The sequence below is a fragment of the Spirosoma luteolum genome (genome assembly GCF_054778875.1).
Genome location: NZ_BAAGZE010000003.1, coordinates 1,043,253 through 1,066,719, shown reverse-complemented (window position 1 = coordinate 1,066,719; position 23,467 = coordinate 1,043,253). Strand labels below are relative to the sequence as shown.

Sequence of the window (23,467 nt, the reverse complement as noted above, 5' to 3'; positions counted from 1 at the left end):
AGTACGTATACGCCGGTTACGGATGAACACCACCTTTCGCTTTAAATTAGCTGCATTCACCTTCGCAGGGTTACTTGTACTTCCTACTTTCGATCAGGTACTGGACCTGTCGGCTTCGTTCAGAAGCACCGAGAATCGCCGGCAGTCGGGAATGCCCGCGCTGGAGCTGGTACACATCCGAAGCTTTGCCCGCCAGTTTGGCCAATACTACAAAGAGAATTTTGGCTGGCGCAACGCGCTGTTCTACGCCTACAGTCGCTGGAAGCTCAACGTACTGGGGTTGTCGCCCCTGCCCGAGAAAGTTATTGTTGGCAAGCAGGGCTGGTTTTACCTCGGTAACAGCTACAACCATGTAATGGATCAGCACCGGGGCCTGATGCCGCTATCGGCCGATTCAGCGCAGCTGATTGCCCGCCATCTGGCAAAGCGGCAGCAACAGCTGGCCCGTCAGGGCGTACGGCTCTACGTGATGATCGCGCCCGATTCGCACACGATTTACCCCGAACACCTGCCCGATCAGCTTACGCCTGCGCCGGTGCCAACCCGGCTCGATGTGCTGCGGCAGGCTATGGCCACCACGACCGTTCCCTTCGTCGATATCCGCGATACGCTGCTGGACGCCAAACGGCGCGAGGTGGTCTACTACCAGACCGATACGCACTGGAACGACTATGGTTCGCTGATCGGCAGTGTGGCGCTGCTCAACACCATCCGGCGTGCGGTGCCGGCCTTGCCACCTGCCCGCCTATCTGACTACCAGATCGAAAAGCAGGGCGGGCTGGGGGGCGACCTCACCACCATGCTTACCGTACAGCGCGAGCACAAAGACCCCGTTTTCTTTCTCATTACCCCGTCGCCGGCGCGGCAGGGCCGGCGCGTGGCCGAGGTGCCCAACCCTGAACTGGGTTTCCCATCGACCCGCTTTGTCAAGGCCGACGCCGATACCGCGGGGCTGCCCCGGCTGCTGTTTATCGGCGACTCGTTCAGCCATAGCATGATGCAGTTTGTATCAGGCTATTTCCAGTCGTCTTACTTTATTCGGGGGCATCACCTCGATCAGGCGGCCATAACGGCCGAGCAACCCACCGTTCTGGTTGTAGAGGTAGTCGAGCGCAACATTGGCGATCTGGCTACACTTTAGCTGGGGTTGCGCCATGGGTTTGGCTGATAGCCCGGTCGGGTGCGCGGCCCAGAATCAGGTCGGCCCCCTTTTCGGCAATCATGATTACCGGCGCATTGGTATTGCCCGATACGATGGTGGGCATAACCGATGCATCGATCACGCGCAGGCCTGCTACGCCCCGCACTCGTAGCGACGCATCGACAACGGCACTGTCGTCGGTCCCCATTTTGCAGGTGCCTACCGGATGGTATACTGTTTCGAGCTGCCGCCGAACGTGCTGCAGGATAGTATCGTCGGATGTGCGATCGGGTGGCGTTTGTATGCGGTGGCAGAAAGGGCCGAATGCATCTGTCTCCAGAATCGACAGCGCTTTTCGCACGCCAGCCAGCAGAACCGATACATCGTCGTCGTGGCTCAGGTAGCGTGGGTCGATCACCGGCGCATCGAACGGACTGGCCGAGCGCAGGCCCACATACCCCGTACTTTTGGGTTTCAGCAGGGTTGGCAGGATGGTGTAGCCATCGGTAGTGGGGTAGGTGCGCGCGTCGTACATATCGGCCTGGTAGTCGTCGCCGAGGTGAACCGGGGCAAAATGCAGCTGCATGTTGGGGCGGTCGGTAGCTCCGGCAACCCGCACGAATGCATTGGCTTCGAGCGGGCTGATGGTCAGCGGACCCCGGCGGCTGATCATGTACTGAACCAGTGCCTTAAACTGGTTCAGCGGCTTCAGCGTATGGTTGGCCGAAACGGCCTGCTTGCAGAGGCTGCTAACGCCCATAAATACGTGGTCCTGCAGGTTTTGCCCTACACCGGGCAGGTCTACCAGTAGCGGAATGCCGTGCTGGCGCAGCATGTCGGCCGGACCAATGCCCGACAGCATCAGCAACTGGGGTGAGTTGAAGGCGCCTGCCGACAGAATAACGTCGCGGCTGGCTTGGGCCACCTCGGTAGTCTGCCGACTGGTCATAAATTCGACGCCGGTTGCCCGGTCGCCTTTGATCAGGATTCGGCGTACCTGCGCCTGCGTGATTACCTGCAGATTGGTCCGGCTAAGCACTGGTTTCAGAAAGGCCGTTGCGGCACTGTGCCGGCGTCCGTCTTTTATCGTGAACTGAAAGTAGCTAACGCCTTCCTGCTCCCGGCCGTTGTAGTCGGTATTGCGTACGATGCCGCTCTGCTGGCAACCGGCCACAAAGGCCGGAGCCAGTGGGGTACGGTACTGCTGGGCAAATGTTACGTTCAGCGGTCCCTGCTGCCCATGATACCCTGCATCGAGTTGGTCGGCCTGCTCATTATGTTCCGACCGGATGAAGTAGGGCAGCACATCGCGGTAGTGCCAGCCCGCATTCCCGGCATTACCCCAGTCGTCGTAATCGAGCGAATTGCCGCGTACGTAGGCCATGGCGTTCGTCGAGCTGCAGCCGCCCAGGGTTTTGCCGCGCGGCTGGTACATCCGACGCCCATCTACCCCTGGCTGGGGCTCTGTCCAGTACTGCCAGTCGACAGCAGAGCGGTGGAGATTGGCGTAAGCCGCCGGAATGTGAATTTCGGTCTTGCGATCGGGGCCACCGGCTTCCAGCAGCAGCACGCGATTGGCCGGGTCGGCCGAGAGTCGATTGGCCAGTACACAGCCCGCCGAGCCGGCTCCAACAATAATGTAGTCAAACGTCGTCATGGCGTAGTTGGTCATATGGACTAGGTAAATATACAATTTTACCTTTTTATAGTACTTTATCGGACCGAAATTGGCGCTAAGCACCACAGAATTACTGAGCCACTGGTACCCTGCTACATACCTTTCTGTTAGTAGGTTTGCGGTCATTCTCGAACAAAGCGACGGGGTTATAGCTTGTCTATTAATAAGTCGTTAATAAGTTCCTTTTTCTGCAGGGGCGGTGTGTGTGAATGGGGGGTTGACTGACAACCTGATCGGGCTTTTATGGAAGACGTACGTGTACTGGTTTCAGGGCTCCGGTTTCCGGAAAGCCCGTGTTTTGATTCAACGAATTGCCTGTGGTGTGTTGAGCAGGAGGGGCAGGGTCTATTCTGCCGCGATCGTGATGGCAGTGAGATGCGTATACACACGGGCGGGCGGCCCAACGGGCTGGTAGCCCAGGGCGATTACATCTGGTTCTGCGACTCAGGTTACAACGCCATCCGACGCCTGAACATACAGACCCGGCAGATCGAAACGGTACTGGATTCAATCAACGGCGAGCCACTGGCTATGCCAAATGATCTGATCTTCGACCCCGCGGGTAACCTTATTTTTTCGTGCCCCGGCCCGCCCGATGGCGATGCACTCGGCTACGTGGCTGTTTACGACACCAATGGGCAGGTCGAAGTGATTGCCGACGGGCTCGACTACCCGAATGGGCTGGCCTTCTTCCCGGAAGAAACGTCGCTGCTAATCGCCGAAACACACCGGCAGCGGATTTGGGAGGGCTATTGGGATCAGCACGAACTCAGTTGGGAAAATATCCGGGTATGGGCAACGGTAGGCGATCGTCGAGCGCAGCCGCAGGACATACCGGGCCCCGATGGTATGACCGCTGGCCCCGGCGGGCGGCTGTATGTTGCCGAATTTGGGGCCGGCCTGATCCGGGTCTATAATACCGACGGCGACTTTGTCCGATCCATCGAATTGCCCGGTAAAAATCCGTCGAACTGCACTGTCGATCCCTCGGGGCAGTTGGGTCTGGTTGTCACAGAAACAGAAAAAGGGCAATTGCTCAGCATTGCCCTTTAACGTACCCTTCGGTAAAACTCGGTTCGGGAAGCTTTCCCGAGGCATGGTCAGGCTTTCAGGTCGGCCAGAACCGTTACCCCGCCTTTAGTCTTATCGCCAATCTTTACTTTTACCTCAGCGTCGAGTGGCAGAAATACGTCGACGCGGGAGCCAAATTTAATGAAGCCCAGTTCGTTGCCCTGATCGACCGATTGTCCTTCCTTTACGTACCAGACAATACGGCGGGCTACGGCGCCGGCAATTTGACGTAGCAGCACTTCGACCCCGTTGGCCAGCCGAATAACGACCGTTGTCCGCTCGTTTTCGGTGCTCGACTTCGGATGCCAGGCCACCAGGTACTTACCCGGATAGTAGCGGAAATAACTGACAATGCCGGTGACGGGATTGCGGTTTACGTGCACGTTGAGGGGCGACATAAAGATAGACACCTGCCGGCGACGCTCTTTAAAGTACTCGCTTTCCTCTGTTTCTTCGATAACGACAATGGTACCATCGGCCGGCGCAATCACATGCTGCTCACTCAGAGTAAGTGGCCGGGTAGGAATCCGGAAAAACTGTACGACCAGAACAAAAACGATCAAACTGGCAACTGCCAGTAACCCAATCGCCGTCGAATTGTCGGAGAAGAGGAAAAAGTAAGCGAGCAGATTCAGCGCGAGCAGAACCAGTCCCGTTACAAGCATAATCGTGTATCCTTCCCGATGTAGGCGCATGGATTCGTGTTGAGTTTACGATTTTTTTGACTTGTCAAACCATCATCTGCCGACGATGGCCGGGCAAAAATCGGAAATCGAACCGCAGAAATCAACAATCTGTTAATAACCGCCCCGGAACTTGTAGGTGCTGGCTACTTTGTCGATGGCTACGATATAAGCGGCCAGGCGCATGGGAACCTGATATTTCTGGGAGGTTTCGAACACCCGGTCAAAGGCATCTTTCATAACCCGGTCGGCCCGGCGATTGATGCGGTCGAGTGTCCATTTGTAACCGATTCGGTTCTGAACCCATTCGAAATACGACACCGTAACTCCGCCTGCATTGGCCAGAATGTCGGGTACCACCATGATTCCCTTGCTGTTGATGATTTCGTCGGCACTGGCCGAGGTGGGGCCATTGGCACCTTCGACAATCATACGGGCCTGAATCGAGGCTGCATTGTCTTCGGTAATCACGTCTTCCTTGGCGGCTGGTACCAGCACATCAACCGGCAGGGCCAGCAGTTCTTCGTTAGTTATACGTCCGGCGCCGGTGAAACCTTCCAGCGTACCTTTGTTGCCGTTCCGGTAAGCCACGGCTGCCGTGATATCGATGCCGTTTTCGTTGTAATAACCCCCCGAAATGTCGCTGATGGCCACCACCGATACGCCCCGCTCGTGGAGCAGTTCGGCCGCAAATGAACCTACGTTGCCGAAGCCCTGGATGGCGGCTGTAGAGCGGTATGGGTTCATACGGAGTTTGTCCATAGCGGCCAGCGCAGCCACCGTAACCCCCCGGCCCGTGGCCTCAGTACGGCCCAGCGAGCCACCCAGTACAAGGGGTTTTCCCGTTACGACACTGTTGACGGTCATACCGCGTGACTTCGAGTATTCATCGACGATCCAGGCCATTTCGCGGGGACCCGTACCCATATCGGGAGCCGGAATGTCGCGGTCGGGACCAAATACGTCGAGCATTGCCACGGTGTATTGCCGAATCAGCCGTTCAATCTCGCCGGCCGACATGTCGCGCGGGTTGCAGGCAATACCGCCTTTGGCCCCCCCGTAGGGAATATCAACCACGGCACATTTCCAGGTCATCCAGGCTGCCAGCGCCCGAACCTCATCGAGGTGAACCGCCGGATCGAGCCGGATACCACCCTTAGATGGCCCCAGGATATTGGAGTGGATAACGCGATATCCTTCGAAAACCCGGATACTGCCATTGTCCATCGTTACGGGCAAACCAACGATGACCTGCCGGGCCGGCACTTTCAGAATATCGTACATCTCATCTGAAATACCGAGCAGACGAGCAGCCGCGTCGAAGCGCGACATCATAGATTCGAGTGGATTCTCTTTGTCTTTTATTGGTGCTGGTTCAATGTATCCCATAGCCATTACTTTTCTGTACTAAACTATTTTCAGAGACGAAGTGTCAGGCAAACTTACAAAAGCTGAGCTATGTTATGAAAGGTATATTTTTTCTGGAATTAATATAAAATTAATGGAGGCAGTCGAACGATCGGAAATTGCGTATAATGCCAAACGGTATAATAGTTATTAAACGGTATGCAGAATAAAAAAAGGTTTATAAGCGTCCAGACCATTCAGGAAAATATGCTAAAAATGCCAAGATATTCGGCTGTACGTTGAATAAGCGAAGCGAATTGTACTATTTTTGTACTTTCATCGTATACTAAAAGTCTATTACGGCAGGTTGCTATGATCCAGGAAGAAAAAAAGCGCTATTCGGAAGAGGATCTGAAAGAGTTCGCAGAACTCATTGGTCAGAAACTCGAAGCTACCCGGAGCGAACTTAACTATATCAAGGAAACGCTCAGTAAGCGTAATGATAGCGGTACGGATAATACGTCGGGCAACTCTAAACTGCTGGAAGACGGCGCCGACACCAGCGAACGCGAAAACCTGAGTCAGCTGGCAGCCCGGCTGCAGAAGTTTACACAACAGCTTGATGCAGCGATGGTACGGATCAAAAACGGAACCTATGGCATCTGCAAAGACACGGGCAAGCTGATTCCGAAAGAGCGGCTGCGGGCAGTGCCGCATACCCAGCAAACCATTGAAGCTAAACTACGCCAGTCGCGGTAAGCGGTTCAGGTAGCTTCCTATATAGCCTACCCACGGGGGGGCTGTCCGATCGGGCAGCCCCCCCGTGGCGTTTAACGCCTGATAGTACGGGCTTTTGGGGCGAAAAGGTAGCTTTCCCAAACAATATCGACCCTTATTAGTAGATAAGTAAAAACTAAACAGCAAACCCATGTTAGAGCACCTCGAAGAAATTCGGGAAAATATATTCCGCTATCTGGAAGCACGGATCGAACTGTTCACACTCGAGACCCGCAGCAAGATTGAGGAAGGCGTCGTTGTTGGCATCCACGGCATTGTGCTGGCGCTACTGGCAACGATGACCACTATTTTCCTGTTCAGTCTGCTGGCCGCCTACCTGAACGAAGTAACGGATAGCCGCTATCTGGGCTTTCTGATCGTGGCCGGTTTTTTTCTGATCATGACGCTTATCTGGGCCATGGCAAAAGACGTTATGAAAAGCCGGATTCGACTGATGGCCTATAAAACCATCAAGAAAAATCAGGAGAATAAAGTCCACGAAAAATCCGAAATCGTCAAAGATTTGCTGGACAAAACGTCGGGCAATGCCGCTCAGTAAAACGCGACAAAGCCGCTTTTCTGAGCACAACCAGTTTTCTATAACGATACTCATACATTAACATTTTTTTATGGAAGACCCCAAAGTATTATTCGCTGATACCACCGCTCGTCGGGCACAACTGATTGCCGCAACCGAGCGCATCAAATCGTCGATTACCGACAATGTCGAATCGATCAGGGAAGATGCTACCGAAGTAGGCAAAACCGTCGCTTTTGTTGCTGGTGTCAGTTTAGCCGTATATTTGGTAGTAAATGCCGTACTGCCAAAATCCGATGAGTATCGGTTTGCGGAGAAATATGGTGAGCCTGACGAAGACGATTACGATGAAGATGGAGCGCTGCTGACACCAGCCAGCCGTCGGCAGGTTAAGCAAACGAAAGAGACAGCTCAGAAAACGGGCGCTGCTACCGGTCTCATCAGTGGTCTGCTCACGTCTGTGCTAACGAATATCGCCCGTCAGCAGCTCACCGGCTTCATTGACCGAATTCGTACCAATAATGCGCCTACATCAACAGCCAGCCCAACGATTGGACGTCAATACCATACTGAAACACCAACCGAATTTACTGACTACTCTTCGCACGCGTAGAGCCAGTGGGCAGAAGTCGCTTGCCATTTTGCTCGATCCGGATAAGGTTGGGGCAGATGTGCTTCCGGGGCTGATGCAGCAGTTGGCGACTTATCCGATCGATTTCATTCTGGTCGGGGGTAGTCTGGTTGTCGATTATATTCACCGGCAGGTCATCGATACGATTCGTCAGTATTGCGACCGGCCGGTGATTCTGTTTCCGGGTAACCCGCTGCATATCGACCCGTCGGCCGATGCCGTACTGTTTCTGTCGCTTATCTCAGGCCGGAATGCCGATTTTCTGATCGGTCAGCACGTCGTGGCGGCTCCGCTGCTCAAAAAAAGTGGTCTCGAAATTTTGCCGACCGGGTATATGCTGGTCGACAGTGGTGCTCAGACCACCGTCTCCTACATTAGCGGGACAATGCCAATTCCGCATAACAAGCCCGATGTGGCCGCCTGTACGGCTATGGCCGGCGAAATGCTCGGGCTGGGACTCATGTATCTCGATGCCGGCAGCGGGGCACGCTGGCCCGTATCGACCGATATGATTTCGGCCGTCAACCGGGTTATCGACGTGCCCCTCATCGTGGGCGGTGGCATCGATTCGGGCGAGAAGGCCTACAACGCCTTACAGGCGGGAGCCGACCTGCTCGTGGTCGGAACGGCTATCGAGCGCAACCCCGATCTGCTGCCCGAACTGTGTGCAGCCGTACAGAAAGTAAACCAAGCTGTTTTTCAGGAATAACGTATGATTCGGATGCTACGCCGTGTGGCCTGCCTCTTCCTGCTGCTGGCAGGCGCAAGTGCCGTGCCTGCTCATGCGCAGACGCGCACTGGTAAAGTGTATACGGTTGTTGAACGCGCCCCTGAGTTTCCGGGTGGGTCGGCTGCGCTCAGCAACTACCTCGCTCAGCACATTCGCTACCCCAACTCGCTGCTGCGCAAAAACGCAGGTACGGGCCCTGTATCGGCCCGATTCATCATCGATGAAACCGGACAGGTCTCTGATGTACGCGTGCTGACGAAGCCTATCGACAAATCGATACGGCGGGGTATGGAAGAGTACATGGCGACGATCATTACCGCCGTGGAAAAAATGCCGCGCTGGCGTCCGGGCGAGGTTAATCAGCAGCCCGTTCCGGTGTTTTACACCCTGCCTATCGAAATCAGTGTGAAGTAAACAGAGCGGGGCGTTGTAGCAGCAACCGGACACCCTGTGCGCCTGGCTGCCGATACAACGCCCCGACTATAGGCTGATCGAATAGAATCGGCTAAACGTTCATCAGCGACTCGCGCCGACGCATTTTACCCGCCGGAATACCAAACATCATTTTGAAGCGTCGGCAGAAGTAAGCGGTGTCTTTGTAGCCCACTTCCGCCCCAATTGCCCGAATGCTTTTCTTGCTGGTCCGGAGCAGACCAACGGCGGCTTCCATGCGCTGGTACTCGATGTAATCCTGCGGATTGATACCGGTCAGCATCTTGAAATACTGCCCTACATAATCTTCCGAAACGTTGGCGACATTGGCCAGTACCTTGTTCGAGAGGTCGCCACCCAGGTTATCCTTGATATAAGCAAAGATGTCGATCAGGCGAGGGTCTTTGAAGTACGTACTGTTGGTGACGAGCTGCTCAACGAAGAGGTGGTTTTTCAGAATGTAGCGTACTACTTCGATAACGATCTCTTCGGTTTTTATCTTGATGATCCGGCCTTTGCCCGCCAGATCGGCCATTTCTTCGGCCAGAATCTGATCGATGGTGTTGGCCAGGTGCTCTTCGCGCTTGATGATAAAGGGCGGCACATCGAGCGAATTGAAGAAGTTGACCGAATCGAACACCTTGGCTTCGAACGATACAAACCCGAACGAGTTGGGCAGGTGACCGATCAGCTTGGCGTCGTGGTTGCCTTCCCAGTACGACTCGCGGTGGGTCATGAACTCTTCATTGGAAACCACCTTGGGGTTCGATGGATCGCCGTAGGTAACCGTAACGTGTTTCCCACCGGGAATGAACAGCATATCGCCGACATCGACCTTGATCCGTTCTTCTCCAATCGATACCTCTCCGTTATACAGAATCAGCAGGGTATTCTCTACATCGTAGAAGTTTTTGATCGTGATTGGCTGAAGGATTCGGATATTACGGGCTTTGATGAACTTGACGCCCAGTGATTCGATGATTTTATTGTAATCTTCCATGCCAGAAGGGAGTGTGTCGTGAAATTCGGTTTCTGTGCGTAAAGTTGCACAAAACTAATAATTTGTACAAAACTAATATCGGCGTAAAAGTTTCAAAAAAAAATAAAAAAAGGCACGTATTCAACGGGAATACGTGCCGGGCTTTCATAAAATACTACTTTACCAAGAATACAGCTAGCGAATCAGCTCACGGGCGATAACCAGTTTTTGTATTTCAGAAGTACCCTCGTAGATCTGAGTAATTTTTGCGTCGCGCATGAGCCGCTCTACGTGAAACTCTTTTACATAGCCATAACCACCGTGAATCTGGACGGCTTCGGTCGTGGCCCACATGGCCACATCGGAAGCAAACAGTTTGGCCATGGCGGCTGCCTGCACGTAATCCTTGTGCTCGTCTTTCAGGCGGGCGGCCTTGTAAACAAGCAGGCGGGCGGCTTCTATTTTGGTAGCCATCTCGGCCAGTTTGAACTGAATGGCCTGGTGGTCAAAGATTTGTTTGCCAAACGCCTTGCGCTCCTGACTGTATTTGAGGGCCAGTTCGTAGGCACCGGCTGCGATGCCAAGGGCCTGCGCAGCAATGCCAATGCGGCCACCGTTGAGGGTCGACATGGCAAATTTGAAACCAAAACCATCATCGCCAATGCGGTTGGCCTTGGGTACCTTTACATCGGTGAAGAGCAGCGAATGGGTGTCGGAGGCTCGAATCCCCATTTTGTCTTCTTTTTTGCCCACCACGAAGCCGGGCGTACCCTTCTCCACGATGAGGCAGTTGATGCCCCGGTGCTTTTTCTCACGGTCGGTCTGGGCAATAACCAGGCAAATGCCCGACGAATTGCCGTTGGTAATCCAGTTCTTGGTGCCGTTGAGCAGGTAATGATCACCCTTGTCGTCGGCGGTAGTGGCCTGCGATGTAGCGTCGGAGCCGGCTTCGGGTTCTGAGAGGCAGAACGCGCCGATGGTTTCGCCCGATGCCAGCCGGGTCAGGTACGTTTGTTTCTGCTCTTCGGTACCGAACGCTTCGAGGCCGTAGCAGACCAGCGAATTGTTGACCGACATGATGACCGAACACGACGCGTCGACTTTGGAGATTTCTTCCATAGCCAGCACATACGATACGGTGTCCATGCCGCCCCCGCCATACTCTGGCGAGACCATCATGCCCAGAAAGCCCAGTTCGCCCATACGTTTGACCTGTTCGGCCGGAAAGCGGGCTTCGTTGTCGCGCTCCACAATGCCGGGCATCAGCTCGTTCTGAGCAAAATCACGGGCGGCTTCCTGAACCGCGAGGTGTTCTTCCGATAAATTGAAATTCAGACCCTGTAGGTCAAGCGTTGCCGTAGCCATCTGAATCGGGAAATTAGTTGTTGATAGATAATGAGGTAAAGGTAAGAATTTATTGGACGAATAGTATGCACGCATACTATTCGAAAAACAGATTAATCAGCTCGGCCACACAAACGGGTTTGTCGGAGCCGGCCCGTTCGAACACGCAGTCGAAAGTGGCCCGGAGCCCGCGTTGGCCAGCCGGGGCGGGTTGCGGTTCTACCTGCTTCAGGGTCGCCTGTAAGCGTAATTGGCTGTCGACGGGTACGGCCTGTGTAAATCGTATTCGATTGGCTCCATAATTGATACCGATCTTCACCGAGTCGATGCGGTAGAGCGATGCCAGCAGTTGGGGCGCCAGCGATAGGGTCAGAAAGCCGTGGGCAACGGGTGCGCCAAATGGTGATTCGGCCCGCGCCCGGGCGGGGTCGGTATGAATCCACTGCCGGTCGCCGGTCGCTTCGGCAAACTGATCGACCATCGACTGGGTAATGGTAAGGTAGGGGGTGTGGCCGAGCGACTGTCCGACGAGGGTTGAAAACTCGTCGAGATTGGCAATGATTCGCATAGATAACGGGGGTTGGATGCAACTTGAACGAATGAGTAAACACCAGACAGGGCGGTCATTTACCCACGGGGCCTATCAGCTTTCGTATGTGGTAATCGGGTCGGGGCGGATGCCGCTCCTGGCTTTTCACGGATTCGGGCAAACCGGTTCCGTGTTCGAAACCCTGTTGCCCCAAACCGACGATCGCTATACTATTTATGCCATCGACTTGTTTTTCCACGGCGGTAGTGCGTTGCCCCAGTCGGTCTGTCTGAGCCGGGAGACCTGGTGGGAGCTGATCGAGGCTTTTCTGGCCGATCAGCAAATATACCGGTTTGCCTTACTGGGATTCAGCCTGGGTGGCCGCTTTGCCCTGTCGCTGACCGAGCGTTTTGGCAACCGGCTGGCCGAATGCATACTGATTGCGCCCGATGGGATCACCTACACCCGGTGGTACCGGCTGGCAACGACGACGTGGCTGGGGCGGGCCACGTTTGGGTTTGTGCTGCGTCACCTGTCGATCCTGTACCACGTGGGGCAACTGCTGGTAAATGCCCGGTTGCTCGATCGGTCGCTGCTGCGCTTTGCCGAACTATCGCTGGGCACACCCGCGCAACGAAAACTTGTGTATCAGTCGTGGGTATGGTTCCGGCAGCTCTGCCCCGACCTCACGGTCGTAGCCGCCCAACTCAGGCAGCATGCGGTGCCGGTTCGATTTTTTATGGGTCTGTATGACCACATCATCCCGCCCGCCTATCTGCTGCCGCTCACGCGCCAGCTGGCCGTTTACGAATTGACCCTCATTCCGTCGGGGCATGGCCGCCTGATCGACAAGGTGGCTGGCTGGCTCGGCCGGAAAAACCACGACAAGCCGATCAACTGGTCGCCCCGCGACAACTGAGCCCCGGTTCAGCCCTACCGCATGGCTTTCTGAATGACCCGCCAGAGCCCCGCGATCGAAACGATAACCAGCGCGCCGATAACCACTTCGCCCCAGATTCCCTGACGCGGGTTTTCGAGCAGCGTCCGGATTTCGCGCGCTTCATGGCCGCTGAAAATAGCCAGTGCCGTGCGGGGAGCCATGCCCAGAAAACCGCCGAGTAGAATGTTGCGGAGCCGGGCCCCTGACAGGGCAAACAGCAGGTTGGTAAGCCCGAACGGCAGGATGGGCGAGAGCTTCGCGAAGAAAATAACCTCCAGCTCTTTATCCAGAATACGGTCGAGTACCGACTGGGCTTTCGGGTTTCGGCGCAGAAACCGCAGAAACTGATCGTGGTCGATCCAGCGAACCAGCAGGTTAATAAACAGAATACCCCCCAGATTGATGACACACAGGGGCAGAATGGCCTGCCAGCCCAGAAAATAGCCGAAAATAAGCGCCAGCATGGTGGGCGGGGTAAGCCCGGCCGAGGTTATGGCGCACAGCAGCGAAATCAGGGCCCAATCCCAGCCCGAGAAAGACTGGATCTGAGGCTCGTACACAATGGCATAATACGTCAGCAGCGACGTAAACACGACGGGCGTAACCGACAGGACGATACCGAGCAGGGCCGGGCCGGTGATTTTCTGGAGAATGGCTTTATTCACTGGTGTGGTAACCCGCAAAGGGGGCCGGTAGTTTACGGCTTAACCAGCCGGGTGTCGCTGTAGCCAGGCTCGTCGCCTGATTCACTATATTTGACAATGAACTTCGCAACCAAAGCCATCCATGCCGGCATCGAGCCGGATCCCACTACCGGCGCAATTATGACGCCCATCTACCAGACGTCGACCTACGTGCAGGAGTCGCCGGGTAAGCATAAGGGCTACGAGTATGCCCGCACGCAGAACCCGACCCGAACGGTGCTGCAGAACAACCTGGCCGCCCTCGAAAACGGCGCGCATGGAATTTGTTTTGCCTCGGGCCTGGGAGCTACCGACGCCATCCTGAAGCTGTTTCGGCCAGGCGATGAAATCATTGCCAGCAGCGATTTGTATGGTGGTACGTATCGCATTATGGTACGCGTGTTTCAGGAGTTCGGTCTGACCTTCAAATTTGTCTCGCTCGACAATCCGGCGAATCTGGAAGCCGCCCTGAGCCCGGCCACCAAAATGGTCTGGATCGAAACGCCAACCAACCCCCTGCTGCGGCTGGTCGATATCCGTGCCATTGCCGACATCACGCAGGCCCGGCAGATCAAACTGGTTGTCGACAACACGTTTGCTTCGCCTTATCTGCAAAATCCGCTCGACCTGGGTGCCGATATGGTCGTTCACTCGGCAACCAAATACCTCGGCGGTCATTCCGATACGGTCATGGGCGCCATCGTAACCAACGACGAGGCCACGGCGCAGCAACTGGCTTTCATTCAGAACGCCTGTGGAGCCGTACCAGGGCCACAGGATTGTTTTCTGGTACTGCGGGGTATTAAAACGTTGCACATACGCATGGAGCGGCATTGCGAAAACGCGCTGAAAGTGGCTACCTATCTGCAGCAACACCCCAAAGTAGGGCACGTACACTACCCGGGCTTACCCGATCACCCGGGTCATGAACTGGCTACCCGGCAGATGCGGGGATTTGGCGGTATGCTGTCGTTCGAACTGACCGGCGATCGCATGGACGACGCCCTGCGGGTGATGGAAAGCTTCACTGTTTTCTCACTGGCCGAGTCGCTGGGTGGGGTCGAATCGCTCTGCACGCACCCGGCCAGTATGACCCACGCCAGTATTCCGAAAGCAGAACGGGAAAAAAACGGTCTGAAAGACACGCTGATCCGGCTAAGCGTTGGTATCGAAGATGCCGATGATCTGATTGCCGATCTGGCCCAGGCCATTGGCGACTAATGCCCAGGTAACAGGCATCTGTTTAGCAGACTGGTCGAGACTACTCAAGTAATTCTGTCGGCTGGTCTGCTTTTTGTAATCAGGCAATTTATTGAGTATTTCTACGCTGAAAAAGAAGGGCTCATTAAGGATGCATTAAAAAAAAGTGGCGGTGCTGCTGGCACCGATAAAACTTTTTTCTGACGAATAGAGCTGGTTTTTAGAAACGTTGCTGGTTGGCCTGGCAGGCAAATAGCGGGTTTGCGGTCAGAAACATGTAACCTTGGTGAACCTGCACCCGTCTAATACTCCGTAAAGCCCATTGACAAATAGGGATGTTCGCCGTAGGGTGTCGGTGAATAAGCATGTAGAAAAAATTTGAAAATAAATATATTTGAGTGATGAACGGCAATATGGTGGTATTTCGGGCCTACCCGGTTTATACAGCCTGCCGTGCTTAACCTGATGAAACGGGTGCCGTGTGGCGCCTGAGGATTACGCCAGTTCCTACCTGTTAATTCACCGTAACCATGATTTCGAAAAAAGCCAAGTACGCCATCAAGGCGCTTAAAGTTCTTACCGAAGAGTACGGCAAAGGTCCCGTGCTGATCTCGTACATCTCTGCCCGGGAGAATATTCCTAAAAAGTTTCTGGAAGCCATTCTGCTCGAACTTCGAAATCATGGAATCCTGCAAAGCCAAAAAGGGAAGGGCGGGGGGTACCTGCTCCGCGTCGATCCGAGTCGGGTTAATCTGGCGCAGGTGCTGCGTGTGATCGATGGGCCCATTGCGCCAACGCCCTGCGTATCGTTTAATTTCTACGTGCGCTGCGACGACTGTACCGATGAAATTACCTGTGCCCTCAAACCCATTATGGAGCGTGTCCGGGACGCCAACCTGAGTGTATATGAAAACACCACGCTGCTCAGTTTTCAGCAGCAAAACCGGGAGCAGGTCAGCGTATCGCCCGCGGGCGAGCTGGTCAGCAGCGACGAATCGGCGCAGGTTGCCCTTTGATATACGGTGTCATAAAAAAAGCCGTCGTGGTAGTAGCGACGGCTTTTTTTTGTGACTAGTCAGTGGGCTCAGGCAGGCTGGTGCTCGGGCCGAAGCAGATCGTTGACCGTTTTGACGGGGTTAAACGTAATGAGCGGTACTTCGACAAAAATGGTGTTCCAGTTGGCCATGGCTCCGTTCCAGAGACCGGGCAACTCCTGCGCCTTCAGATCTTTGCCGTCTTTCGACTTGGCCGTGATAAAACCCGTTTTGGGGTCGCGGTAGTCGGGCAGATTGTATTTGCGGCCATGGTAGTCATTGACCCCGCAGACCAGGTCGACAGGATTGAAGTGAGTGGCCGTATCGAAGAGTTCTTTCTGCTGTGGATTGTCGAGATCGATCTGTGCCGACTCGACTACCTGCAGCGACACCGACCCGTCGTCGTTACGTGCCCAAAATGGACCACCACCCGGCTCACCCACATTTTTGACCATGCCACACACCCGCACCGGACGATCGAGCTTCTGGCGCAGGTAACTGAGTTTGCGGGTTTTGTCCCAGCCATCGAAATCGTCGGGAGGAAGAGTAAACAACGTCCGGCGCAGCAGTTCGTCGGCTTCGGCCAGGTAGCCATCGCTCACGTCGTTGCCATCACCGCCTGGCCCTTCGATCAGGCTCTGCATGCGGGCAATCTGCTGTTGAGCATCCATCAGCACAGCCGCCAGCGCCTTTTTGTACGAGATCGTTGTTTCCTTGATCTCGTCGGGCACCACGTTATCAATGTTTTTGATAAAGATGATGTCGGCACTGATATCGTTAAGGTTTTCGATCAGCGCGCCGTGACCGGCTGGCCGGAACAGCAGGGTGCCATCGGCGTTGCGGAACGGGCTGTTGTCGAGGTTGACTGATATCGTGTCGGTCGATTTTTTCTGTTCAGAGAAAGAGATATCGAACGTAACGCCGAGCCAGGCTTCGTAGTCGGCTTTTTCGGCGGCAATGAGCGTTTCGAAGCGCTCGCGGTGTTCGGGCGATACCGTAAAATGAATCCGGACGATACCGTTGCTGTTGGCATAGGCCGCCCCTTCAACCAGGTGTTCTTCTACCGGTGTGCGGGGACCATCGGCATACTGGTGAAACTTCAACAGGCCCTTTGGCAAATTACCGTAGTCGAGGCCATCGCTGGTGAGCAGGTACCGAAGCACGGTTTTGCGGTCGTCGGCCGCTACGGCTTCATCGAGATCGACCCCGCCGGCAGCCATGGCCGCCTTCAGATCGTCGTAGAAGGCAAACGCGGGCAGGTTGGCAAAAAAAGCGTCGGTCGCTTTGTCGAACTTGCCGTCGAGAGCGGCAAACAGCGATTTAAACATCCGGGTCGCTGCGCCCGAGGCCGGTACAAACTTCACCAGTTGTTTGGAATCGGCCGCTTCGTCGAACCGGCGCAGGTGAGCCGTCAGCTGGTTGTCGTCGATGTGTACAATGCCGTCGCCCACGGTGGCTGCCCGGATCACGTTCAGAAAAGGGAAACCGGTGACGAAATGATTAATCTGCTCGTTGATCTGGTCCAGGGTAACTCCCTGCGTTTCAATTTGTGCCTGATCCTGTTGGGTAAACGACATACGGGTAAGAAAAAATAAGGCGTTTCGGAATGAGAGGCAAGTTGCGGATTTAGGCAACGCTACGCAAACAAATGCGCATGGGCTTACTAGCCGGGCCTGTTGGCTGGCGGAGTAGTGCCGTAAGCAATCAGACTAGACAGCCGCTAGTGCAGCGTAAAGGCGTCGGCGTCGAGGTTGGCCGGGAAGGCCGCCCGAAAGGCGTGCAGATCAGCCATCGACAGCGTCTGCTGGTGCACACCGGGCGTGTCGGTCTGTCGGAAGAGCACCTCACCCCGAAAATCGATCAGGGCCGTATCGCCCGTGTAAGGGTGACCGTTACCGTCGGTACCGACGCGGTTGACACCGGCCACGTAGCTGAGGTTTTCGATGGCCCGCGCCTGGAGCAGCACGTTCCAGGCATTGCGCCGGGCAGCCGGCCAGTTGGCTACGTAGAGCAGCAGGTCGTAGGCAAACGGTTCGGTTGGGGTGGGCAGGTTGCGGCTGAAAGCCGGAAAGCGCAGATCATAACAGATAAGGGGGCAGATGCGCCACCCTTTCCAGGTTTTGATAAGCCGCTGCCGGCCGGGCTGGTAAACGGCATCTTCGCCTGCCATCCGAAACAGGTGCCGCTTGTCGTAGCAGTCGAACTGGCCGTCGGGTTGCATCCAGATCAGTCGATTCACATACTGCGGGCCTACCGCTTTGCCCGGTAGTTTCACCACGTAACTCCCCGTTACCACCGCCCCCGATTGGGCCGCCATCTGCTGCAGCCACCGGAAGGTGGTCAGGTTCATGGGTTCGGCCACGGTGGCGGCTTCCATCGTAAAGCCCGTAGTAAACATCTCGGGCAGCACGATCAGATCGGTAGGGGCCGGGAGGCCTGCCAGCTGCTCCTCCAGCATGGCGCGGTTGGCCACGGGGTCGTGCCAGTACAGGTCGGGCTGGAGGAGGGTGATGTTCATGGCTTATTTCGGAAATTTCATCCGGTAGTCGGCATCGGTGCGTCCCTTGGTAATGTCGGCCAGCTTCTTCTTGATCAGCTGCCGGCGCAGGCTGGGCAGGTAATCGGTAAAGAGTTTGCCCTCAAGGTGGTCGTATTCGTGCTGGATGATGCGGGCGGCCATGCCGTCGTATTCTTCTTCGTGCTCGTTCCAGTCGGTATCGAAGTAGCGGATCACCACAATTTCGGGCCGGAACACCTCACCCCGGATACCGGGAATGCTCAGGCAGCCTTCTTCGAAGCCCCAGTCGTCGCCGGCTTCTTCGATAATTTCGGGATTGATAAAGACTTTTTTGAAGCCAACCAGCGAGGGGTCGACGTCTTCTTCCTTTTCGTCGTCGTTGAGGGGCTCACCGTCGACCACGAAAAGCCGAATGCTCTGTCCGATCTGCGGAGCGGCCAGCCCGACACCCGAGGCTTCGTACATGGTTTCGAACATGTTTTCGCTCAGCGCCTTTACGTCGATCGAGCCGGGTTCGATGTTTTTTGCCCGTTTCCGGAGTACCGGATCACCATAGGCAACAATGGGGAGGATCATTTCTGCGATTTTTGGTTTGAGGGGTTCGTCACCAATCGTTCGGAGGCCACCGTGGGGCCGATGACCAACCCGGCAGCACCCGCGACAGGCCGTAGCCGCGCACCTTACTGTTTGCTTTCCATATACGACTGCAGGATAATGACCGCACTGACTTTGTCGATGTTGCCTTTCTCCCGCCGGTCTTTTTTACTCGTGCCACCGGCAATCATCGCCTGCAGGGCCATGGCCGATGTAAACCGCTCGTCATGCCAATAAACCGGAATGGCCGGTAAAGCGTTCTGCAACAGCGCTACGAACCGGCGCACCCGCGGGGTATTGTCGGTATCGGTGCCGTCGAGTCGGCGGGGCAGGCCAACCACAAAAGCGTCGACCGGCTCGCGCTCGGTATACGCCTTTAGAAACGCCAGCAGCTGATGGGTGGGCACCGTTTCGAGGGCCGTCGCAATCAGTTGCAGCGGATCGGTAACCGCAATACCGGTTCGTTTGGCACCAAAATCGATTGCGAGCAGTCTGGCCATAATGTAGCAAAGGTACGAAGACTGGGCTGGTTTTGGGCAGTTTATGCAAACGGCTCCTTCACTGCTGGGCCTGCTGCGCCTGCCACCGGCGCACGTCGTCGGGCGTGTCGAGGTCGATGGTAGCGAGCGGAAACGGCACCTCGGCGCAGTCGGCCTCGTACTGCCGGATCAGTTTGCGGGCGCCCACATCGCCGGTGAGCCGCAGAAATTCGGCCCGGTAGTGCCGGTCGAACAGGGCAGGCACGCCGAGATGGCCGCCGGGCTCGGCGTAGCGGCTGGCCACAATGCCGCGGCCAGTCTGGCGCTGGGTGTCGATGAGCTGCCGGAGCAACGGCAGGCCGACATACGGTTGGTCGGTGAGCAGTACCAGAAACGAATCGGTGGTTTCGGCGTCGAGGGCGCGCAGGCCGGCCTGCAGTGAAGAAGCCATACCATCGGCCCAGGTTGAGTTGGCAACCACCTGAACGGGTAGATCGGTCAGCTCGGCTTCGATGTCGGCGCGCCGGGCGCCCACCACCACCACGACCGGGCCAGCCGCCAGGGCCAGGGCCAGCCGGGCCATGTGCCGAACAAGCGACTCGCTGCCGATTTGAAAAAGCTGTTTGGCCGGGCCACCGAGTCGGCTCGAGGCACCCGCGGCCAGCAGGATGGTGGCAATAGCCATAGCGATAGTGGGGTTATGATGGGCAGTTTAGTAACATAACCCGGTAGCCGGGTGTTGTTCTGACAGATACAAACGCAACGTAATGGAAAATCAGACACCGAACGAAAAAGGCATTGGCATTGGTGTGATCGGTATGGGTGGTTTTGGCCTGTTTGCGGTACAGCAGTTTTTGCAGATACCGCATACCCGGCTGGTCGCCATCGCTGGCTCGAAGCGCGAAGAAGCCATTACCACCGCCCGACGCTACGGCGCCGAACAACTGGGCAGCCTGGACGAACTGGTGAACCACCCGGACGTGGATCTGGTCTATATTGCTACCCCCCCCTTCATGCATTATGAGCAGGGTATGCTGGCGCTCAATGCCGGCAAGCACGTGATCTGCGAAAAACCGCTGGCCATGAACCCCGACGAGGGGCGGCACATGATCGAAACGGCGGCCAGCAAGGGACTGCTCATGGTAACCAACCTGATGCAGCGCTACAATCCCATGTATGCCCGCATCAAGCACCTGATCGACAAAAAGCTGCTGGGCGAATTTCTGCACGGGTACTTCGAAAACTACGCGGGCGACGAGGGCCTCTCGCCGGAACACTGGTTCTGGGACCGCAGCAAGAGCGGGGGCATTTTTATCGAACATGGCGTTCACTTCTTCGATATGTTTGCGGGCTGGCTCGGCGAGGGCACGGTTAAGTCGGCCCAGATTCTGAAGCGCCCCAACAGCAACGACATCGAAGACCAGGTGCAGGCCACAGTCGAATACGGCGACGATACGACCGGACGCAAGCTGGTTAATTTTTACCACGGCTTTACGCAGACTGGCCGTATGGATCGGCAGGAGATGCGGCTGCTGTTTGAACGGGGCGACATAACCCTGCACGAATGGGTGCCCACGCGGCTGGTGATGCGCTGCGTGGCCGACGAAGAAACGACCCGGGCCCTGCTCGATCTGTTTCCCGGGGCGCAACTCAACGTAACAGCCAACATCGGCGGTAAAGACCGGGTGCTCAAAGGGCGACATAAAACGTTCGAAGCCTACCAGCAGATCGAAATTCGGTATGGCTTTGGCGACGAGAAACAACACCTTTACAGCGAACTGTTACGGCTGATGTTCCGCGACCAGGCCACCGGCATTCAGTACCCTGACACGCACCGCATTATCAGCGAAGCCAACGGACTGACCTCGCTGGAGACAGCCATGGCCGCCGATCAGCTGGCCCGGCAGGGACAATAGTGGTGCTGGTATCGGTTCATTGATAAAAAAATTTAAAAATAAGCCCCAAAACGGGGTGCCGTTGGGGCGGGGCGCTGTAAAGTGCCCCGTTTTTTTTTCACCTTTGTACCCTCACATAAACGCTGTGCATAACTGATTATGACCACGGAGTCTCCGATACTCGACAGCCCGGACGGGCAGGTGGCGGGTAATCCGCCTACGGGTGGACCGCTTCAGGCCGCCATTACCTACGAAAAAATTCCAACCTATATCTACGCCGATGCAAAAGCAGCGAGCCGTGCCGTAGCGAAGGAAATTGCCGATCTGATCCGTCAGAAACAGGCCGAAGGAAAGCCCTGTGTGCTGGGCCTGGCAACCGGTTCGTCGCCTAAAACGGTGTATGCTCAGCTGGTCAGAATGCACCGCGAAGAGGGGTTGAGTTTCCGGAACGTGGTTTCGTTCAACCTCGATGAGTATTACCCCATGGAAGCCGACTCGCTGCAGAGTTACGTGCGGTTCATGAAAGAGCAGCTGTTCGACCACGTCGACATTCCGGCGGGCAATTACCACCTGCCCGACGGTACCGTGAGCCTCGATCAGGTCAGTGCGTTCTCGCGCAGCTACGATGCCGAAATCGAAGCGGCCGGCGGCCTCGACTTTCAGCTGCTGGGTATTGGCGGTAACGGCCATATCGGTTTCAACGAACCGGGTTCGCTTATCAACTCGCAAACCCGCCTGATGATGCTTGACAACTCGACGCGGGCGGCTGCTGCGTCGGATTTTGGCGGGCTGCCCAAAACCCCGCGCAAAGCCATCACCATGGGAGTATCGAGCATCCTGGGGGCTCGGCGTATTGTACTGCTGGCCTGGGGTGAGCGCAAAGCCCCCGTTATTCGGGAAGCGGTTGAAGGGGGCGTTACGGAGCATAATCCGGCCTCGTATCTGCAAACCCACCCCAACGTAGCCTTCGTGATCGACGAAGCCGCTGCGTCGGAACTGACCCGCATGAAAGCCCCCTGGCTCGTCGACTCGGTGGTGTGGGACAACAAAATGAAAAAGAAAGCCGTGACGTATCTGTCGCTGCTGCTTAATAAACCCGTCCTGAAACTCACCGACCGCGACTACAACGACAACGGGATGAGCGACCTGCTGGCGCAGTACGGACAGGCCTACGATATCAACATCGACGTGTTCAACCAGCTCCAGCACACCATTACGGGCTGGCCCGGCGGGAAGCCAAACGCCGATGATACCAACCGGCCCGAGCGGGCCGAACCAGCGCAGAAGCGCTGCCTGATCTTCAGCCCGCACCCCGACGACGACATCATTTCGATGGGTGGCACGTTCCAGCGGCTGCGCGATCAGGGGCACGATGTGCACGTGGGCTACCAGACCTCGGGCAACATTGCCGTGGCCGATGACGAGGCCCTGCGGTTTGCCGACTTCGTTGTCGATTTCAACCGCAAATTCGGGATCGACAGCCCCGAAGCCAACCGAATTTTCCAGGATGCAGCCGCGTCGCTCCGCACCAAGCGCGACAGCGAAATGGATACATCGGAAGTGCGCTACGTGAAAGGCCTGATCCGGATGGGTGAGGCCAAATCGACCTGCCGCTTCGTGGGCATTCCCGTCGAGAACGCGCACTTCATGAATATGCCGTTCTACGAAACCGGAACGGTGGCCAAGAAGCCGCTGAGCGAAGAAGATATTCAGATTACAATGGCGCTGATCGAAGAAGTGAAGCCCCACCAGATCTACGCAGCCGGCGACCTTGCCGACCCGCACGGTACGCACAAGGTGTGTCTGGATGCCGTACTGGAAGCCGTTCGGCGCCTGAAAGACCGTGACTTCATGCAGGACTGCTGGGTTTGGCTCTACCGCGGAGCCTGGGCCGAGTGGGATATCCACGAAATCGAAATGGCCGTGCCCATGTCGCCCGACCAGGTGATGAAAAAACGGCTGGGTATTTTCAAGCACCAGTCGCAGAAAGACGGTGTTGTGTACCAGGGCAGCGACTCGCGCGAGTTCTGGCAACGGGCCGAAGAGCGGAACCGGGGTACCGCTGCGCTTTACAACCGCCTGGGTCTGGCCGAATACGAAGCCATGGAAGCCTTCGTGCGCTGGCAGTTTTAAGTGACCTGGTACTCCTATATGAATGTACCGCACAAGGCCGACCCGGTTCCGGGTCGGCCTTGTGTTGTTTGCGCCGGTCGGTTTTTAATCCGTATAATACATAAATTGAAT

General features: G+C 56.0%; 24 protein-coding genes. 12 read left to right on the top strand and 12 right to left on the bottom strand.

All coding sequences use genetic code 11. The features are described 5' to 3' along the window. Window positions 1-22: 22 nt before the first annotated feature. Window positions 23-1,141: an alginate O-acetyltransferase AlgX-related protein gene (locus tag ACYVAC_RS07170; RefSeq protein WP_461096916.1), complete on the top strand. Its 1,119-nt coding sequence runs from the start codon at window positions 23-25 to the stop codon at window positions 1,139-1,141. Here the strand turns inward: ACYVAC_RS07170 and ACYVAC_RS07165 are convergent. Then, window positions 1,131-2,798, bottom strand: coding sequence for a GMC family oxidoreductase (locus ACYVAC_RS07165; protein WP_461096915.1), 1,668 nt, complete (start codon window positions 2,796-2,798; stop codon window positions 1,131-1,133). The genes ACYVAC_RS07170 and ACYVAC_RS07165 overlap by 11 nt on opposite strands. Window positions 2,799-3,062: 264 nt before the next feature. Here ACYVAC_RS07165 and ACYVAC_RS07160 point away from each other — a divergent pair, with 264 nt between their 5' ends. Beyond that, a complete protein-coding gene (locus ACYVAC_RS07160) occupies window positions 3,063-3,872 on the top strand; it encodes an SMP-30/gluconolactonase/LRE family protein (protein ID WP_461096914.1) in 810 nt (269 codons plus the stop codon). Window positions 3,873-3,919: 47 nt separating this feature from the next. On the opposite strand, the gene ACYVAC_RS07155 is transcribed toward ACYVAC_RS07160, so the two are convergent. Next, window positions 3,920-4,585, bottom strand: coding sequence for a phosphatidylserine decarboxylase family protein (locus tag ACYVAC_RS07155; RefSeq protein ID WP_461096913.1), 666 nt, complete (start codon window positions 4,583-4,585; stop codon window positions 3,920-3,922). Window positions 4,586-4,687: 102 nt separating this feature from the next. Beyond that, complete coding sequence (locus tag ACYVAC_RS07150) at window positions 4,688-5,962, bottom strand: Glu/Leu/Phe/Val family dehydrogenase (protein ID WP_461096912.1); 1,275 nt, start codon at window positions 5,960-5,962, stop codon at window positions 4,688-4,690. Between the two features lie 330 nt (window positions 5,963-6,292). On the opposite strand from ACYVAC_RS07150, the gene ACYVAC_RS07145 reads away from it, so the two are divergent. The 5 genes from ACYVAC_RS07145 to ACYVAC_RS07125 all read left to right on the top strand — a co-directional run bounded on the left by ACYVAC_RS07145 (window position 6,293) and on the right by ACYVAC_RS07125 (window position 9,010). Continuing rightward, on the top strand, window positions 6,293-6,679 hold the full coding sequence (locus ACYVAC_RS07145; protein ID WP_461096911.1) for a TraR/DksA family transcriptional regulator: 387 nt from the start codon (window positions 6,293-6,295) through the stop codon (window positions 6,677-6,679). Window positions 6,680-6,848: 169 nt separating this feature from the next. After that, window positions 6,849-7,256 (top strand): phage holin family protein, encoded by a 408-nt coding sequence (locus tag ACYVAC_RS07140; protein ID WP_461096910.1) that lies wholly within the window; start codon window positions 6,849-6,851, stop codon window positions 7,254-7,256. A 70-nt stretch (window positions 7,257-7,326) separates the two neighbouring features. Next, window positions 7,327-7,848 carry a hypothetical protein gene (locus tag ACYVAC_RS07135; protein WP_461096909.1) on the top strand — a complete coding sequence of 174 codons (522 nt, stop codon included), beginning with the start codon at window positions 7,327-7,329 and terminating at the stop codon, window positions 7,846-7,848. Continuing rightward, window positions 7,826-8,575: a phosphoglycerol geranylgeranyltransferase gene (locus ACYVAC_RS07130; protein ID WP_461097010.1), complete on the top strand. Its 750-nt coding sequence runs from the start codon at window positions 7,826-7,828 to the stop codon at window positions 8,573-8,575. Before ACYVAC_RS07135 ends, ACYVAC_RS07130 begins: the two co-directional genes overlap by 23 nt. A gap of 3 nt (window positions 8,576-8,578) precedes the next feature. Further along, entirely contained in the window at window positions 8,579-9,010 is a 432-nt protein-coding gene (locus tag ACYVAC_RS07125; protein ID WP_461096908.1) for an energy transducer TonB, read from the top strand. A gap of 91 nt (window positions 9,011-9,101) precedes the next feature. Here the strand turns inward: ACYVAC_RS07125 and ACYVAC_RS07120 are convergent, their stop codons facing one another. From ACYVAC_RS07120 to ACYVAC_RS07110, 3 genes are all read right to left on the bottom strand, one after another. Next, on the bottom strand, window positions 9,102-10,028 hold the full coding sequence (locus ACYVAC_RS07120; protein WP_461096907.1) for an AraC family transcriptional regulator: 927 nt from the start codon (window positions 10,026-10,028) through the stop codon (window positions 9,102-9,104). A gap of 174 nt (window positions 10,029-10,202) precedes the next feature. Continuing rightward, window positions 10,203-11,372 (bottom strand): acyl-CoA dehydrogenase, encoded by a 1,170-nt coding sequence (locus ACYVAC_RS07115; protein ID WP_461096906.1) that lies wholly within the window; start codon window positions 11,370-11,372, stop codon window positions 10,203-10,205. 76 nt (window positions 11,373-11,448) lie between these two features. After that, window positions 11,449-11,919 (bottom strand): MaoC family dehydratase, encoded by a 471-nt coding sequence (locus ACYVAC_RS07110; protein ID WP_461096905.1) that lies wholly within the window; start codon window positions 11,917-11,919, stop codon window positions 11,449-11,451. Window positions 11,920-11,950: 31 nt separating this feature from the next. Between ACYVAC_RS07110 and ACYVAC_RS07105 the strand changes: the two genes are divergently transcribed. Further along, window positions 11,951-12,799 carry an alpha/beta fold hydrolase gene (locus ACYVAC_RS07105; protein ID WP_461096904.1) on the top strand — a complete coding sequence of 283 codons (849 nt, stop codon included), beginning with the start codon at window positions 11,951-11,953 and terminating at the stop codon, window positions 12,797-12,799. 14 nt (window positions 12,800-12,813) lie between these two features. Here the strand turns inward: ACYVAC_RS07105 and ACYVAC_RS07100 are convergent, their stop codons facing one another. Then, the gene (locus ACYVAC_RS07100) at window positions 12,814-13,485 is read right to left on the bottom strand and encodes a TVP38/TMEM64 family protein (protein WP_461096903.1); all 672 of its coding nucleotides are present in this window, start codon (window positions 13,483-13,485) and stop codon (window positions 12,814-12,816) included. 96 nt (window positions 13,486-13,581) lie between these two features. Here ACYVAC_RS07100 and ACYVAC_RS07095 point away from each other — a divergent pair, with 96 nt between their 5' ends. Together ACYVAC_RS07095 and ACYVAC_RS07090 are read left to right on the top strand one after the other, a co-directional pair. Continuing rightward, window positions 13,582-14,724, top strand: coding sequence for a cystathionine gamma-synthase (locus tag ACYVAC_RS07095; protein WP_461096901.1), 1,143 nt, complete (start codon window positions 13,582-13,584; stop codon window positions 14,722-14,724). A 509-nt stretch (window positions 14,725-15,233) separates the two neighbouring features. Further along, on the top strand, window positions 15,234-15,719 hold the full coding sequence (locus tag ACYVAC_RS07090; protein ID WP_461096900.1) for an RrF2 family transcriptional regulator: 486 nt from the start codon (window positions 15,234-15,236) through the stop codon (window positions 15,717-15,719). A 68-nt stretch (window positions 15,720-15,787) separates the two neighbouring features. On the opposite strand, the gene ACYVAC_RS07085 is transcribed toward ACYVAC_RS07090, so the two are convergent. The 5 genes from ACYVAC_RS07085 to ACYVAC_RS07065 all read right to left on the bottom strand — a co-directional run bounded on the left by ACYVAC_RS07085 (window position 15,788) and on the right by ACYVAC_RS07065 (window position 20,013). Further along, the gene (locus tag ACYVAC_RS07085) at window positions 15,788-17,314 is read right to left on the bottom strand and encodes a DUF4301 family protein (RefSeq protein WP_461096899.1); all 1,527 of its coding nucleotides are present in this window, start codon (window positions 17,312-17,314) and stop codon (window positions 15,788-15,790) included. 143 nt (window positions 17,315-17,457) lie between these two features. Next, the gene (locus ACYVAC_RS07080) at window positions 17,458-18,255 is read right to left on the bottom strand and encodes an amidohydrolase (RefSeq protein WP_461096898.1); all 798 of its coding nucleotides are present in this window, start codon (window positions 18,253-18,255) and stop codon (window positions 17,458-17,460) included. 3 nt (window positions 18,256-18,258) lie between these two features. Next, window positions 18,259-18,831, bottom strand: coding sequence for a peptide deformylase (def, locus tag ACYVAC_RS07075; protein ID WP_461096897.1), 573 nt, complete (start codon window positions 18,829-18,831; stop codon window positions 18,259-18,261). Window positions 18,832-18,935: 104 nt separating this feature from the next. Further along, the gene (gene ruvX, locus ACYVAC_RS07070) at window positions 18,936-19,349 is read right to left on the bottom strand and encodes a Holliday junction resolvase RuvX (RefSeq protein ID WP_461096896.1); all 414 of its coding nucleotides are present in this window, start codon (window positions 19,347-19,349) and stop codon (window positions 18,936-18,938) included. Window positions 19,350-19,407: 58 nt separating this feature from the next. Beyond that, a complete protein-coding gene (locus ACYVAC_RS07065) occupies window positions 19,408-20,013 on the bottom strand; it encodes a nucleotidyltransferase family protein (RefSeq protein WP_461096895.1) in 606 nt (201 codons plus the stop codon). An 82-nt stretch (window positions 20,014-20,095) separates the two neighbouring features. On the opposite strand from ACYVAC_RS07065, the gene ACYVAC_RS07060 reads away from it, so the two are divergent. Then, window positions 20,096-21,244, top strand: coding sequence for a Gfo/Idh/MocA family protein (locus ACYVAC_RS07060; RefSeq protein ID WP_461096894.1), 1,149 nt, complete (start codon window positions 20,096-20,098; stop codon window positions 21,242-21,244). 138 nt (window positions 21,245-21,382) lie between these two features. Continuing rightward, entirely contained in the window at window positions 21,383-23,356 is a 1,974-nt protein-coding gene (nagB, locus tag ACYVAC_RS07055) for a glucosamine-6-phosphate deaminase (protein WP_461096893.1), read from the top strand. The last annotated feature ends 111 nt before the right edge of the window (window positions 23,357-23,467 follow it).

Bases quoted from the DNA above. Each gene is read 5' to 3' on its own strand.
- ACYVAC_RS07065 (WP_461096895.1), bottom strand. From the start codon at position 20,013: ATGGCTATTGCCACCATCCTGCTGGCCGCGGGTGCCTCGAGCCGACTC.
- nagB (WP_461096893.1), top strand. From the start codon at position 21,383: ATGACCACGGAGTCTCCGATACTCGACAGCCCGGACGGGCAGGTGGCG.
- ACYVAC_RS07145 (WP_461096911.1), top strand. From the start codon at position 6,293: ATGATCCAGGAAGAAAAAAAGCGCTATTCGGAAGAGGATCTGAAAGAG.
- ACYVAC_RS07125 (WP_461096908.1), top strand. From the start codon at position 8,579: ATGATTCGGATGCTACGCCGTGTGGCCTGCCTCTTCCTGCTGCTGGCA.
- ACYVAC_RS07160 (WP_461096914.1), top strand. From the start codon at position 3,063: ATGGAAGACGTACGTGTACTGGTTTCAGGGCTCCGGTTTCCGGAAAGC.
- ruvX (WP_461096896.1), bottom strand. From the start codon at position 19,349: ATGGCCAGACTGCTCGCAATCGATTTTGGTGCCAAACGAACCGGTATT.
- ACYVAC_RS07105 (WP_461096904.1), top strand. From the start codon at position 11,951: ATGAGTAAACACCAGACAGGGCGGTCATTTACCCACGGGGCCTATCAG.
- ACYVAC_RS07120 (WP_461096907.1), bottom strand. From the start codon at position 10,028: ATGGAAGATTACAATAAAATCATCGAATCACTGGGCGTCAAGTTCATC.
- ACYVAC_RS07060 (WP_461096894.1), top strand. From the start codon at position 20,096: ATGGAAAATCAGACACCGAACGAAAAAGGCATTGGCATTGGTGTGATC.
- ACYVAC_RS07155 (WP_461096913.1), bottom strand. From the start codon at position 4,585: ATGCGCCTACATCGGGAAGGATACACGATTATGCTTGTAACGGGACTG.
- ACYVAC_RS07085 (WP_461096899.1), bottom strand. From the start codon at position 17,314: ATGTCGTTTACCCAACAGGATCAGGCACAAATTGAAACGCAGGGAGTT.
- ACYVAC_RS07115 (WP_461096906.1), bottom strand. From the start codon at position 11,372: ATGGCTACGGCAACGCTTGACCTACAGGGTCTGAATTTCAATTTATCG.
- def (WP_461096897.1), bottom strand. From the start codon at position 18,831: ATGATCCTCCCCATTGTTGCCTATGGTGATCCGGTACTCCGGAAACGG.
- ACYVAC_RS07080 (WP_461096898.1), bottom strand. From the start codon at position 18,255: ATGAACATCACCCTCCTCCAGCCCGACCTGTACTGGCACGACCCCGTG.
- ACYVAC_RS07090 (WP_461096900.1), top strand. From the start codon at position 15,234: ATGATTTCGAAAAAAGCCAAGTACGCCATCAAGGCGCTTAAAGTTCTT.
- ACYVAC_RS07150 (WP_461096912.1), bottom strand. From the start codon at position 5,962: ATGGGATACATTGAACCAGCACCAATAAAAGACAAAGAGAATCCACTC.
- ACYVAC_RS07170 (WP_461096916.1), top strand. From the start codon at position 23: ATGAACACCACCTTTCGCTTTAAATTAGCTGCATTCACCTTCGCAGGG.
- ACYVAC_RS07135 (WP_461096909.1), top strand. From the start codon at position 7,327: ATGGAAGACCCCAAAGTATTATTCGCTGATACCACCGCTCGTCGGGCA.
- ACYVAC_RS07140 (WP_461096910.1), top strand. From the start codon at position 6,849: ATGTTAGAGCACCTCGAAGAAATTCGGGAAAATATATTCCGCTATCTG.
- ACYVAC_RS07110 (WP_461096905.1), bottom strand. From the start codon at position 11,919: ATGCGAATCATTGCCAATCTCGACGAGTTTTCAACCCTCGTCGGACAG.
- ACYVAC_RS07165 (WP_461096915.1), bottom strand. From the start codon at position 2,798: ATGACGACGTTTGACTACATTATTGTTGGAGCCGGCTCGGCGGGCTGT.
- ACYVAC_RS07095 (WP_461096901.1), top strand. From the start codon at position 13,582: ATGAACTTCGCAACCAAAGCCATCCATGCCGGCATCGAGCCGGATCCC.